At 58.0% G+C, this 13939-nt stretch carries 11 protein-coding genes; 8 read left to right on the top strand and 3 right to left on the bottom strand.

Annotated elements, in window-relative coordinates:
- The first annotated feature begins 7 nt into the window (after window positions 1-7).
- The 3 genes from OC445_RS20500 to OC445_RS20490 all read left to right on the top strand — a co-directional run bounded on the left by OC445_RS20500 (window position 8) and on the right by OC445_RS20490 (window position 2576).
- Window positions 8-1024: a type III secretion effector protein gene (locus OC445_RS20500; RefSeq protein WP_262020316.1), complete on the top strand. Its 1017-nt coding sequence runs from the start codon at window positions 8-10 to the stop codon at window positions 1022-1024.
- 291 nt (window positions 1025-1315) lie between these two features.
- Window positions 1316-1492: a type III secretion effector protein gene (locus OC445_RS20495; RefSeq protein WP_080757665.1), complete on the top strand. Its 177-nt coding sequence runs from the start codon at window positions 1316-1318 to the stop codon at window positions 1490-1492.
- 421 nt (window positions 1493-1913) lie between these two features.
- On the top strand, window positions 1914-2576 hold the full coding sequence (locus OC445_RS20490) for a type III secretion effector protein (protein ID WP_230960040.1): 663 nt from the start codon (window positions 1914-1916) through the stop codon (window positions 2574-2576).
- Between the two features lie 9 nt (window positions 2577-2585).
- Here OC445_RS20490 and OC445_RS20485 read toward each other — a convergent pair whose 3' ends face one another.
- Complete coding sequence (locus OC445_RS20485; protein ID WP_034125817.1) at window positions 2586-3737, bottom strand: MFS transporter; 1152 nt, start codon at window positions 3735-3737, stop codon at window positions 2586-2588.
- Between the two features lie 360 nt (window positions 3738-4097).
- Here OC445_RS20485 and OC445_RS20480 point away from each other — a divergent pair, with 360 nt between their 5' ends.
- The 5 genes from OC445_RS20480 (at window position 4098) to OC445_RS20460 (ending at window position 11036) form a co-directional block, all read left to right on the top strand.
- Window positions 4098-5084 (top strand): diaminopimelate epimerase, encoded by a 987-nt coding sequence (locus OC445_RS20480; protein WP_262020315.1) that lies wholly within the window; start codon window positions 4098-4100, stop codon window positions 5082-5084.
- Window positions 5085-5368: 284 nt separating this feature from the next.
- Window positions 5369-7264, top strand: a complete 1896-nt coding sequence (gene tssI / locus OC445_RS20475; RefSeq protein ID WP_262020314.1) for a type VI secretion system tip protein TssI/VgrG — start codon at window positions 5369-5371, stop codon at window positions 7262-7264.
- Window positions 7264-8100, top strand: a complete 837-nt coding sequence (locus OC445_RS20470; RefSeq protein ID WP_262020313.1) for a DUF4123 domain-containing protein — start codon at window positions 7264-7266, stop codon at window positions 8098-8100. Before tssI ends, OC445_RS20470 begins: the two co-directional genes overlap by 1 nt.
- Window positions 8093-8872, top strand: a complete 780-nt coding sequence (locus OC445_RS20465) for a hypothetical protein (protein WP_374956622.1) — start codon at window positions 8093-8095, stop codon at window positions 8870-8872. The genes OC445_RS20470 and OC445_RS20465 overlap by 8 nt, the downstream gene beginning before the upstream one ends.
- A 13-nt stretch (window positions 8873-8885) precedes the next feature.
- Complete coding sequence (locus tag OC445_RS20460; protein WP_262020312.1) at window positions 8886-11036, top strand: lipase family protein; 2151 nt, start codon at window positions 8886-8888, stop codon at window positions 11034-11036.
- A 9-nt stretch (window positions 11037-11045) separates the two neighbouring features.
- Here the strand turns inward: OC445_RS20460 and codA are convergent, their stop codons facing one another.
- A complete protein-coding gene (codA, locus tag OC445_RS20455; RefSeq protein ID WP_262020311.1) occupies window positions 11046-12281 on the bottom strand; it encodes a cytosine deaminase in 1236 nt (411 codons plus the stop codon).
- 48 nt (window positions 12282-12329) lie between these two features.
- Window positions 12330-13598 carry a cytosine permease gene (gene codB / locus OC445_RS20450; RefSeq protein WP_057976620.1) on the bottom strand — a complete coding sequence of 423 codons (1269 nt, stop codon included), beginning with the start codon at window positions 13596-13598 and terminating at the stop codon, window positions 12330-12332.
- Window positions 13599-13939: the final 341 nt, after the last annotated feature.

Below are 13939 nucleotides of genomic sequence, written 5' to 3'. Positions count from 1 at the left end.
GAAACTTATGTCGGTATCGATGTTGGATACACCCGTCTCTGCTTCAGCAACGTCTGACCTTCCACCGGCCAAGGTCGACATCAAAGTCGCTAACGAGGCTGCGGCTGCGCGTTCTTTCAATGGCCAGAATGCTGCCCATGTTAATTTCCAATCCAGGGAGAACAAGGATGGGCCGGTATTTGGTAGTCCTCAGGCGCCGACCACCGCGGCTGACGCGTATGGGCGTCACCACAGCCCGCAGGGGGCGCAGAGTTTGCTGAGCCAATTCAAGCAGTGGGTCGGTCATTGCTTCAGCGGACATCGGCCGCCCACGCATCCTGGTTGTGAACATCGGCCGCCAAGGCCAAACCCAGGTTGCAGCAACCCGCCCCCCAGGCCAAATCCGATTGATAGCAATCCACCACCACGACCGGACCCCACCACAGGTCGACCGTATCCGCCTGCCCCCGGCAGGCCGGATCCGCAGTACGCGTTGAAGAACCGCGAAGAGTTGGCCCAACAACTGCTCGACAACTTCAATGCCTTCAGAGACCCGAAGAAGCCTGGCTACGTCAGCGTTGACAGCATTCTTGCGATGGCGAAAAGAGGGTGGTCGCCTAACCCCGTCATGAACGAGAACATCCGCCTGGCCAATGAGCTGCTACGACGTCCGGAACTGATGGCAGCGATGGATAGGCACAGTTCCACCGGCGCCCTGGATGGTCTTATCGACCGGCAAAAACTGAATATGGTGATCAAAGGAGAGAACTACTTCAAGTACAAGACTGACAAGGAACTGGCCGGTGAGCTGCTTGATCATTTCGACGAGTTGAAGAAAAGGAGCGGGGGCTCAAGCCTGAAAATCAGCGAACTGAAAGAGTGGGCGCGCAAGCCGCTCACTGGCGATGCAGCCAAGGACCATCTGATTCAGTTATCCCAGGAAATACTCACGCGCAGTGACGTGCTCGAAAAAATGGATAACCACCTCAGTAAAGACGGCGATGGGAAGATCAGCCGTAGAGGGCTGTACTCGTTGTCCCGCTGACCACTCTTGCGGCGCCACCTTTTTGAGGTGGCGCCAGTTTTATATGTTTCAAGGAACGAATTATTCCCGGTTGCCACATAGGTGGTACCTGCGGTAGTGATTTGGCATGCCGTTTTTTCAGCTTTCGAATGAGGGAAACATATGACTTCAACCTCGTTTAATTCCCCCAAACCTGGCCCTCTCGAGCTTTTGCGCAACACCCAGCAAGCGAGTCTGGCAATGCCAGAGGAGTGCGCAGCGTCGCAAAGTCTTCCCTTTGAGTCGACCGAATATGAGGCCGAGGCGCGGCGCATGAAGGCTTATGCCGGCGAGCGCAAATTCCAGGCGCCCGTTTCGGATGATTTTTCCCGGGGCCTGCTGGCGGAGTTGCAGACGCCGGGGGCCGGTGGCGATTCATTGAAAGACACCGGCTTGATCAACAGCCTGGCAGGCTGGTGGCGTAGGCGAAAGCTGGATGAGGGTGGTTGACCACGGTTTTACATATTGTCATTGGTATTAGCCTTTTACTCGGAACTGTCGAGCCCATCCAACCACACATGAGGTACCTGCCTGAGGAGAGTCTATTCGTTGATTTTGTCCATCACGGCACAGACCACCCAGCGGATATGCATCTGAAAAGAGTTGGAGAAAACCCATGACAATTAAGGGTGCAGTACCTTCCGCCCGGCCGCTTCCTCCCGACAGGCTGGCCGCACAATCAACCACTCCACCACCGGTCTGCCAATCTGAAACCTGGTATGAAGCCCCATCCGCGCCCTCGGCTGGAGGCTCGCACAAACCCTTTCTCTTGCGTGGGACCTTATCCGCTCTGCGCTATCGAGACTTGCAGAACTCCCCTGTTGAGCGGGCCAGTGGTTCCCTGCCAAGTGCAACTACAAAGGATAGCCAGTTGGCAAAGGCCTTGGAAAAATCCTTCGGCGCGGTGCACCCGTTTCTGAATGACGGGCGCTTGACTTGGACGTCCTTGAAGCGGATCGCTGCTCAACCGACGGGTGAAAACGAGGTGTTGGACAACGCGATCCAGGTCGTCAGAGAAATTCTCAAACGCCCTCGGCTAAGCGACGCTATCTTCAGCCGTGATGGCGATATCACACGTGACAGCCTCAGTGCGGCTGCCCAGACCTTGCAGGGCAACAGCTCTCCAAGTGTTTTCAGCCAGGATCCGTTTCATGCCCAAAGCAATGCACGGGTGGTGGAGGCGCTGCAAAGCCAGTTTGCGCATCTGCGAGACGAGACCATGGATCGAACCTATCTCTTTGAAACGCATCAGTACGTTGAAATAGCCAAGCTTCGGTCGGTTATGCAAGACCCGTATGAGGTAGATCAACACGGCGCGCCTGTGCTGGATACGTCTACAGGCATGCCCAGGTCCCAATACAGCGAGCTCAGTGTCTACACAGCGAAGAATATTCTTGACCGTCCGGGTTTGCTGTCGTCATTACAGCGAGCCAATGGCACACGACTGTTTGGCCCGCCTCACAAGGACGGTTGGCTCAGCAACAAAAGCCTCGAACGTTGGCGGGAGCAGGACGATGCTCGCAAAGCGCGTTGAAGCTTGGACTCATACCTTGAGGATTTTTCCACTGATGGCTACTGCCGCCAGCAATACCGCGATCAGGATGAACGCAGTACTCAAGCTGCTGCCATGGGCGATAAAGCCAATCATGGCGGGGCCGGCGAGAATCCCGGCGTAGCCCAATGTGGTGATGGCAGGCACTGCGATATGCTCTGGCATCACCGTTTGCTTACCCACGGCGGTATACAGTACCGGTACGATATTCGAACACCCTGCACCCACCAGCGCGTAGCCGAGCAGCGCCGTTTCCCACGTTGGCAATAGGGTCGCGAGGAGCAAGCCGGCACAGGCCAGCGCGCCACCGATCACGATTACGCGAGTGGGGCCCAGGCGTCGAACAATGGCATCGCCGGTCAGGCGTCCAGCAGTCATGGTCAAGGCAAATGCCGCGTACCCCAGGCCGGCGTAAGCCTCATCCAGGCCGCGCTCGGCGCTGAGGAACACAGCACTCCAATCCAGCACGGCACCTTCAGCCAGGAATACGATGAAACACAGGCAACCGATAAACAACACCACGCCATGGGGCACTGCAAATGCCGGTCCCGAGCTTTTGCTGCCATAAGGCAACAAATGCGGTGCGGCTTTCAACAGCGCCGCCACCGTGATAACGACGACCACCAGAGTCGCCTGCAATGGCGACAGGCCCAGCCCCAGCAACCCCGCAACCCCCGCTGCGCCGACAATGCCCCCCAGGCTGAACAACCCGTGAAAGCCCGACATCATGGTTTTGCCACTGGCGCGCTCAACGATCACCGCTTGCAGGTTGACGGTGGAGTCCACGGTGCCCAGGCCCGCGCCAAACAGGAATAACCCCGCGATCAACAGCGGGATCGAACTGACAGTGGCCAGCATCGGCAGGGCCAGGCAGATCATCAGCGTCCCTGCGGTGAGCACGCGTCGGCAGCCAAAGCGAGATGCCAGCACGCCCGCAGCGGGCATCGCGATGATCGACCCCACCCCCAGGCACAACAACAGCAGGCCAAGGGTGCCTTCATTCAGATTTGCACGCGCCTTTGCGTACGGCACCAAAGGTGCCCAGGCGGCGATACCGAAACCTGCGATAAAAAAAGCGATGCGGGTCGACATCTGCTCCAGCCGCCCGGGAACCACGGGGGCAGGGGTGGGAATGGCAGTCATGAAAAATCCTTGGTTTGGCGTTCAACGAACGATGTCCGGCGCGACATCCTTGCACATCAGGCCCTCTCGAGCGAGCTGGGTTCCTTTTGTTATCAGGATTAAAAGCGCAGATTGCGAGCATTTTTTTTACAAAAAATGGAACGCTTTGGCGTGGGGTAACCACGTAGGAATGGTCGAATCTGTAGGAGGTGGTCCGGAAGGTGTGTACTCCCTGCAGGAGTGGCTGAACCCCAGGTTCTTGCAGTGGCTTACTGCCTTTGCGCCCACCTCCCACAGATCGACCGTTCTGTAATACGCTGCTGTCCCGATGGTCGATAAGTGAGCGGACGAACCGATGAAAAATCTCTGGCTGGCGTGGTCATGACTCGGTTCTACGATGCACGCGGAAATATCTATGGGGTGGTCAGCCCGGCCCATTTGCGCGGTCTGGGTATCGATGTGCCCGACAACGCCCGCTTGGCTGCAAGCACGCGCGAGATGTGGGCCGCATCGGCCATTGCGTCCGAATGTGGCTGGGGTGCATTACCACCACCGGCCGGTGCAAAGGCGTATCGCTGTGATGGTTTGTTAGTCGGGCCATTTCAAGCACGGCCACCGTTTGATCTGCTGATCATCAATACCGACAGTTCTCTCGCCGAACGCAGTGGTAATGGCCTGACCATTTTTGCCCAGGCGTTAACCGACCAGGGGTTAATGGTGCACGGTAGCGAGTTGCGGGTGTATCACGATAAGCCGGATGCGGTATCGCCCGTGATCACCTATGTCGAGCCGGCGAAGCATGAACAGGTGCCAGGCTTCTGGCTGGCGTTGGGCAGGCCCGAGTTTGGCCCCTTGGCGGTGGGGGCGGTCGGTGTGAGCCCTGTGGTCGCGGCACATCATGAATTCAGCCGCGTGGCGGCATTGGCGTCGATCAATGCGCAATGGGGAAACAGCCAATTTGTCCGGATAGGCAACCCTCATTGTGTGACGCTGGTTGAGCATGTGTCGGCGTTGCCGGTTAATGACACGATGCACCAGTTGGCACTTTTCAATCGGTTGAAGGCCATCGCTTTTGCACCGCCGGCAGGGTGCGGGCAACTCTGTGTTGGCGGGGTCAACCTGCAATGGGTTGCTCGAGACGCTGGCAATCGAGTCATCGCGCGCGTATTTGAGCGAGGAGAGGGGCCTACGGCGTCCTCGGGGACCAGCGCCAGCGCAGTAGCATGCGCGGCATGGCGCGCGGGTTGGATTGAGGGTGACGACGTAACGGTGGTGATGCCGGGTGGCACGGCGCCAGTGCGATTGCAGACCGAGTCTGGAAATGTGCTGAGTGTGAGTCTTTTCGGGACGGCGCGACTAACTATTTAGACCTCGGAACAGCAGGCGCCTTGAATTAGTGTCAGTCGTTTCCTTAAAACTTGGTTATAAAGAGACAAGCAACAGTCCGCGTTTTCTGTTTGTTATGGGAAGTATTAATATTTTGTAAAAAGACACTTCCATCCTCGCTGTACGAAACTTCTTTTTTATTCAATGCAGGCCGAAAATCGCCTGAAATCGCTAAGCTTGAGCATGTTCAGGTGCTTTTTTCCAATCCAGTTGGCGTTGGCGAAAGAGAGTCGTTCAATCGAAAAGTTGATGGCGGGTAACAAAGGATGGTTAACAAGTTTCTTTCGTCATGTTTCAAATTGATCCTTTCAGAAATAAATACAGATCTTCAGGTAGTAGCGTTCAAAGGCAGCGAAGCCCTCGATCAACCTTACTTCATACAGGTGCAGTTAGTCAGCGAAGATCCTTCTCTTGACCTGGAGGCATTGCTTCATAAACCCGCCTATCTGGACTTCGGGGAAGCAGGGCAGGGCCTGCATGGGTACGTCTACGCCATCGGTCGGGACGATCCCGGTGCGCGACTCACCCGTTATCACATCACGCTGGCTCCACGTCTGGCATCCCTTGCCCATCGGTGCGACCAGCGGATTTTCCAGCAGCGCAGCGTACCGCAGATCATTGCGACGGTCCTCGAACACCACGGCATCTTCTCTGACGCCTATGCCTTTGAACTCGGGCCGGTGGTGTATCCGCCACGCGCGTTTTGCGTGCAGTACAGGGAGTCCGACCTGCATTTTATCCAGCGGCTGTGTGAAGAGGAGGGCATCCACTATCACTTTCGTCACAGCGTGGACAATCATCTGCTGGTGTTCGGTGATGATCAGACAGTATTTCGACGGTTGTCGGTGCAGCGGTATTGTTCGTCGCCTGATCCGGCGCTCCAGAGCCATGTTGTACAGCGCTTCGACCTGCGATTGGAGACGCGCAGCCGGCGCACTGTACGTCGTGACTATGACTTCGAGCACCCTTCATTTCGCCTGCAAAAAGAGGCCGGTGCCCTGCAGGCGCAAGCTTTGGAAGACTATGCCTACCCTGCCGGTTTTAAGAGGCATGCGCGCGGCGCGCAGCTGGCGCGACGCGGCCTGGAGCGTCACCAGCGTGATCGCCACAGGGTGTTGGGCAAGAGCGATCAGCCGGCATTGTGCAGTGGTCACTTCCTTGAGCTATGTGATCACCCCGACCCACTCTGCAACGATTTATGGCTGCTGACTTCGGTGCGTCATGAGGGTTACCAGCCGCAGGTGTTGGAGGAGTCGATGGTTGAAGCCAGTGGATTCCAGGGCTATCGCAACCGATTCACCGCGACACCCTGGCGTGCAGTGCATCGACCGGCCCTCAAGCATCCCAGGCCAACGATCAGTGGCAGCCAGACCGCGACGGTAACCGGGCCTGCGGGCGAGGACGTGCATTGCGATGCCTATGGTCGGGTGAGGGTGCGCTTTCATTGGGATCGTGTGGACAACCGCGAGGGGGCGAGCAGTTGCTGGCTGCGCGTGGCGTCCGGTTGGGCGGGGGACGGGTTTGGTGCCATGGTGATTCCACGGGTAGGCATGGAAGTGCTGGTGAGCTTTCTGGAGGGCGACCCGGACCACCCTCTCGTTACGGGTTGCCTGCCCAATGCATCACACCTGCCAGCCTATCCCTTGCCGCAACACAAGACACGCAGCGTGCTGCGTAGCCGCAGTTCACCGAATGGTGGAGGGGCTAACGAGCTGCACGTTGAAGATCGACGCGGCGAAGAGCTCATCTACCTGCACGCCCAGCGTGACTTGGAACAACGGGTGGGTCATGACAGTCGCCTGGAGGTAGAGGGCGATAGCCTGACTCGCGTTGGCCAGAATCTGGTGATCGAAGCTGGGCAGCGGGTTCACCTCAAGGCCGGTGCCAGCCTGGTCATTGAGGCCGGTGCGCAACTGAGCTTGATGGCTGGCGGGGAACACTTGGTGATGCAAGCGGGCAGTATCTCAAGCAGCAGGCCCCTTACCCAGGCCGGTTCGTCGGTCGCAAACAGTTCGGCGAGCCTGGCTTTGTTCGCTGGCGCGCAGTTGTCGGCAGTGCAAAGTGTCGTCATGGACTTGGCCAGGCAACTTGACGCGGACTTTTGCCCCCTGTGCGAGCGCTGTCGCGAAGGCCTGTGCGATATCACGCAGAGGGCGGCTTGATGGACAGCTTGCCCCGTCGTTGGATGGCCCAACAGCTGCAGAACGGGCACCGATTGTGCCTGATAGTGGAAGGTGACCACGAGGCTCGCCAGCCTCTATTGGCAGGTTGCGCCCCGTCGCACTATTGCAATCTCTATAGCGATACCGCCGCGGCGGAGCTGGCGAGTTCTGGCCCGATCATCCTCTTGCTTGAGCAGATCAATGAACCCGCCCTGGCTGATCTGTTGCAACACCCCGAGTCAAACTGGGGGTGGCTCGCGAGCTTGTCGGCTACCGACTTGGCGGATGTGGCGCGCCATTGGCGCGAAAGGCTGCTGATAGGGCCAGAGGGCCAGCAGGCGCTTTACCGCATTCACGACAACCGCACCTTGGCCCGCGCCCTGGCCTATCTGGCCAAAGAGCATTGGCCGGTCTACCTCGGGCCGCTGATCAGTGTGTGCTATTGGCACGAAGGCCATTGGTGCCATCACGAAAACCCTGCACCGGGCGATTACCCAGCGCCTCTGCTCCCGCCTTGGCTCGATACACCCAACCCCCAGGCCGAAGCCATCCTGAACGTCAATATCCTGCGTTACCTGTTGGCGGAACACAGTGAAGACCTGGCGGCATTGGTCGAATTCCAAGACCCAAGGATTTGGCTGGCCCAGGTACTGGCGCAGGCGCGCGCTTGGCAATGGCGGGAGCCGGAGAAGCTCGAATTTCTGGTGGTGCGTCGTTTGGCAGAGGCGACCCGAAGCAGTGTTATCCATTGGCAGCCGAGGGCCGGCGAGGCGCCAGGGGAGCATTTTGAACGAGTGGTGGAGCAGTGGCACAGGGAGGTAGGGAAAGGTGAATAGGTGGATAGGGTGGGTGTTGCTGGTTGTTGCGGCTGCGTGGCTTTCGGGGTGTACGGGGAGGACGGTGGAGCGTTTTACATTGGAGGTGGATTTGCCGGCGCAATTTGAACTTAAAACGGCTGCCAACTACCGGCCCGCAACGGGTGAGACCTGCACCTTGCCTCGGCGGCGAGGCAAAAGACCTGAGCGGAAAGTCTTTTTTACAGACTACAAGCCTGTGGCGAGCAGTGTGAGTTACGAGTTGCCACTGACTGAAACGGTAGAAGGATGTCCGTTGGTCCTGCGCAGCGTGGAATTTGACTTCTATGCGAAGTGGGGGACGCGGAGTACGGATGTGGGCGGGAATTTCGGGAGTATTTCCATTCGAGACCGTTTGGAGGCCGACCTGCCTGGGATGCCCGAGTCGGGTGTGCAGGAAGTCCTTGGGCAATGTAAGTGGCACTTTCGGACGGTAGGGCCTTTGCATGCGATTAGAAAACTCCTGATCTGCAATTCATTGGATTCGATGGGCAAGTTGCAAGAGTCGCGGGTAGGGGGCGTTGTACAAAGAGATCAACTGCCGGGGAAAAAACTCAAGGTTGTGTTGAATTTGACTGATGAGGAACGACCCGCCTTTGACGATAATTGGATAAATGTCCCAGGTGGATGGAAGCGATGTAGGGGTAAGAACTTTGCCGATCGGGACGCTTATTGCAACGGCAATACCACCGACTTTAAACCGATAAAAATGCCGGATGGTCGCATTTGTAATATTTATCCATCGTGTGAGTAATAAGGAGTAGGCCATGTATTTGGACGCAAGGAAGCGACCCTTTTTCAGTGACAGCACGCCAGCTTGTTCATTGCGAGGGCAGTGGGTGAGTTTTTGCTTGGTCGATGAAACTGGAGTTGGGGCGACGTACGGCGGCCTGTCGTATACGGTCCGCGACAGCGCTGGACGAGAGTACAAAGGTAGATTGAACGAGGAAGGATTCGCCAAGCTAAAAGACATTTACAGCGGTCCTGTGGTCCTCGTTTTTGACGATTTGTATTCAGGAACCGAGCAGCCATATCGTCGGTTAATGATGCGGCCGACTTATCAGCTACCTATCACCGAGCTTCAATTTCGTGCTGAGCAAACCAGATTTGCTTCGGTCGATGGACGTCGTATTGAAGCCAATCCCGCTCAACATCAACCCAACAGATTTTATCAAGTCGAAGTTAGAGATTTAGTTCGTCATGTTGCCCATTTGCCTCCGACAACGCCTCGAGTCCACTCTCCCAAGCGTCACGCACTGAAAATGATGGCCGATCTGGGCTTCGGCCCGCCTCAGCCTTCATTGGTGGGTATCGTACTGTTCCCCAACAAGCACACCGTTCTGGAAGTGCGACCACTACGGGCCTTACGCCCCATCTTATCCACCGAAGACGGCTTCTGCGCCCTTAACCTATACCAACTGGCATTGTTTGCTGCGTTGAGTTACTGCGATTTTGGACAGGCCCCCGCCGAAAAACCATTAGACGAAGTCCGGTTTCCGTTGGATCCGAGCGTTGGAAATTTATTCGCTGAACAGCTTTCGGTGTATCACGAAGCCTGGCGAATTGATCCGAAGCAATCACACCGGTTTTACCCGATCTACGAAGATATCCCTTACTCCCAACGCTTCGAAATCCTGCCGTTCGATCCCGTGTTGTATCCCCAAAATCGCCCGGAACGAAACGAAGAGCAGGAGCATCCCGCACGTTTGCACTTTTTCGATGATGAAAAATTCGGTACTGACACCCAGGCCTTCATCACCCACCACGATGAAGTCATCCTGATCTCTGTGCGAGGAACGGTCAGCCGTGCCGACGCATTACGTGACGCCGACGCCCATCAGGTGGCCTTCGAAGGCGGTGTTGGAAAAGCCCACGATGGTTTTTACCAGGCCTATCGGGCGCTGCGTAATTTCGTATTGCAATATCTTGATCAGTTTCACACCGGCCAGCGCATCGTAATGTGCGGCCACAGCCTCGGCGGCGCCATAGCACTGCTGTTGGCAGAAGGACTGCGCCGAACCCCAGACGCCCATTACAACATCCTGCTCTACACCTACGGCGCTCCCCGCGCCGCCGACTCTGAATTTACCGCCGGTGCCTCTTCCCTGGTCCACCACCGCATCGTCAACCACAACGACCCCGTCCCCAGCGTCCCGGCGCCCTGGATGAATACCACCGCCAAGCTCTGGATTCCCGGGGCCATCACACTATTCAGCAACCCCGTACCCGGTGGCCTGTTGTTCGCCGCAGGGCTGATGCGCGTGGGCGGCAACCCCTATCGGCATCATGGCGAGCAATATCATTTCATGCCGATCACGCTCCCGGATGGCAGCCATTCTTCGGTGTTATGGAAACCTGGCTGTGAATCCCTCCAAGAAGCGGGTTGCAACCGCGCATTGCAACTGCAGGGCGACATGCCCGACCGCGATAATGTGCTGAGGCAGCTGTTTCAAGCCGACCAGCACTTCATGACCACCAGCTACATCCCCGCGGCGTGGGCGACATTGCGCCGCTGGCAACAAACCCTGGAGAGTGAGGGCTCGTTGGTGACCCAGAGGGAATTCGAGCTGCTCGACCGGGCCTTTGAAGACATGCGCGAGCAACTACGGGCCAAGCGGCGTGAGCTTGCTCTGCGGCGCCCTGCCAATGATCGTAGCCATGAACCTACCGATGCCTTGAACGCAGAGATCGACCGTTTGCACACCAGCCGCGAGCGCTTGGCAAGCCTGCGCTGGCGTCGCCTGCAAGCCCGCGATGTCTACGGCAGCCATGCCTCTTCTGCACATCTGCAAGCGAGCCTCAAGCGTTGGTTCCGCCATCGTGAGAATCGTGAGCCGGCCCAATTCACCAGCGTTCCGCCGCCTTCCCACGATGAACAGGTACGGGTGCAAACGTTGGACATCGACTCAGTCGTCTAACCCACGCGGTTACATAAACTCTACCTGTGCCGGTTGCCGTTTCATCAGTACCTTGCCGTTGCGAATCGAGTACAACGGCAGGCCCTGGCTACGTATGACTTCGTAGTCGCTGTCGGCCGACAGTATCAGCAGGTTGGCCGGGCGACCTGCTTGCAACCCATAACGATCGCCCAGGCTCATGGCTTTGGCACTGTTGTCGGTGACCAGGTCCAGGGCGTTTTGCAAATTGCGGTAACCGAGCATATGACAGATGTGCAGACCGGCCTCCAGTACTCGCAGAATGTTGCCGTTACCCAGCGGGTACCAGGGATCGACGATGGAATCCTGGCCGAAACACACGTTCATGCCGGCCTCAAGCAGTTCGTTCACACGGGTGACACCACGGCGTTTCGGGAAGTTGTCGAAGCGGCCCTGCAGGTGGATGCTTTCGGTGGGGCACGAGACAAAGCTGATGCCGGAGTGTCCTAGCAGGCGAAACAGCTTGGCGCAGTAAGCATTGTCGTAGGAACCCATGGCGGTGGTATGGCTGGCGGTCACGCGGGCACCCATGTCGCGGCTGCGGGCTTCTTCCGCGAGGACTTCGAGAAAGCGTGAGTGGGGGTCATCGGTTTCGTCACAGTGCACGTCCACCAGGCAGCCAGTACGCTCGGCCAGATCCATGAGGAACTTCACCGAACTCACGCCTTGGTCGCGGGTGTATTCGAAGTGGGGGATGCCACCGATCACATCGGCACCCAGGCGAATGGCTTCTTCCATCAACTCGCGACCATTGCGGAAGGACTCGATGCCTTCCTGGGGGAAGGCGACGATTTGCAGGTCGATCAGGTGGGTACTCTCTTCACGTACCTCCAGCAGGGCCTTGAGTGCGGTGAGGTCCGGGTCGGTGACGTCGACATGGGTGCGCACATGCTGGATGCCATGGGCGGCGAGCGCCTGAATGGTTTTTTTGGCCCGGGCCTTGGTGTCTTCCAGAGTAATGGTGGCCTTGCGTTCGCCCCAGCACTCGATGCCTTCAAACAGCGTACCGCTCATGTTCCAGCGCGGCTCGCCGGCGGTGAGGGTGGCGTCGAGGTGGATGTGGGGCTCGACAAAGGGCGGTATGACCAGGTTGCCGGCGGCGTCCAAGTCGCCGGCCATCAGTGTGGGCGCTCCGGTTTGCGCAGTGATGCTGGCGATCCGGCCATTTTCCAGGTGCAGATCATGCAGGCCTTCACGGTTGCGCAGGTGGGCATTGATGATGTGCATGGGCAAGTTCCTCTTGGCTAAAAAATCAGGCAGACAGCCGCCAGATCCTCAGGACGATACCGATGTCCAGGCGGTCATGGCGCGTAGTATGGCGCTGAGCAGCACATAGGTCAGCGATGCGGCAAAAATTCCCACCAACGGCGCGACCCACGGCGAGTTGAACGCGACCACGGTACCCACCCCATACGCGATCAGACCTGGCCAATTGAATGCCGGTAAGTGAGCCTCTGCCAAGCGCGGATATTGGCCGCGATAGCGATAGAAGAAGTCCGCCATGATCACGCCTCCTATCGGCGGGATGACCGTGCCCAGCAGGATCAGGTACGGCACCAACAGGTCGTACATGCCGAACAAGGCGAGCAGGGTGCCGATCACCGCGCCGGCCAGGGTCACGCTCTTGCGACGCTGGGTACGCAGCAGGTTGCAACCGGCGACGGCGAAGTTGTAGATGGTGTTGTCCTGGGTGCTCCAGATATTGAGCAGCAACATCGCCATCGCCGCCGTGGCGAAACCTTGCAGCAGCAAGACTTCCACTACATCCGGTTGCTGATAGACGATGGCGCCATAGGCCCCGATCAGCACCATCAAACCATTGCCGACAAAAAAACCGATCAGGCTGGCCAGCACCGCAACCTTGGCCGAGCGCGAAAACCTCGTCCAGTTGGTGGCCTGGGTTGCCCCGCTGACAAAGGTCCCGAACACCAGGGTGATGGCGGTGGACAAGTCCAGCTCAGCGCTGGGCACCACCGCCAGCAGCCCCTCCAGCCCGCCGACCTTTACGGTGGCGACCCACATCGACAGCAGCAACAGGAGCCCCATGGCCGGCACCGCGATGTAGGACAGGATTTCCAAGCCGCGATACCCCACATAGGCGGTGGCGCAGAACAGTAAGCCAAATATCACCATCAGCCCCAGCACACTGCCCTGGCTCAATTGGAAATACTTGCCCAATACCACCGCAGCCGTGGCCGTGCCCCAGGCATACCAGCCGATCTGGGTAAAACCGAGGATCAAGTCACTGAGCTTGCTGCCCACTTCGCCAAAGCAGAAACGCCCCATCAACACCGAGTTCAAGCCGCTCTTGAACGCGATGTAACCCAAGCCTGCGGCGTAGATACCCAACAACAGGTTACCCAGGGCCACGACGCCGAGCATGTCGATGAAGCTGAACGCCACCCCCAGCTTGCCGCCGGCGAACATGGTCGCGGTAAAAAAGGTGAACCCCAGCAACACCATGGCCGTAGAGGCCAGACCCTTGCGCGCGTGCAAGGGGACTTCGCTGAGAGGGTAGTCGTTGCCGGGGTCTTGTTGCGTCATGGGGGCTGCTCCCTGAGTGGTGACCCAGGTCGTGTGCATCCTGCGTGCCAATGCAGGTGCAGGCAGGTATGCGCTGACGGAGTAAGCCCTTTATAAGGCCGCCTCCTCCCAATCAGCGCAAAAGCAGTGCAGCGGTGAGCCAAACTGGCTCAGTCGATCGGCGTCTGTGCGGGTTTTCCTAATGGATCAGCCCGCCGCTTCGAAAAAAAACACCTACAGTTGGCAATGCCAGCCAATTAAGAGCTAGAGCGAACAAACAGTGACCTGTGGCGAGGGAGCTTGCTCCCGTTGGGCTGCGTAGCAGTCCCATCTTTTGGGGCCGCTTCGCGACCCAGCGGGAG

The organism is Pseudomonas sp. Pse35, from assembly GCF_024519715.1.
GTDB classification, from domain to species: domain Bacteria; phylum Pseudomonadota; class Gammaproteobacteria; order Pseudomonadales; family Pseudomonadaceae; genus Aquipseudomonas; species Aquipseudomonas paracarnis.
The sequence above is the reverse complement of the archived record's forward strand: the minus strand, read 5'-3'. Positions and strand labels throughout refer to the sequence as shown.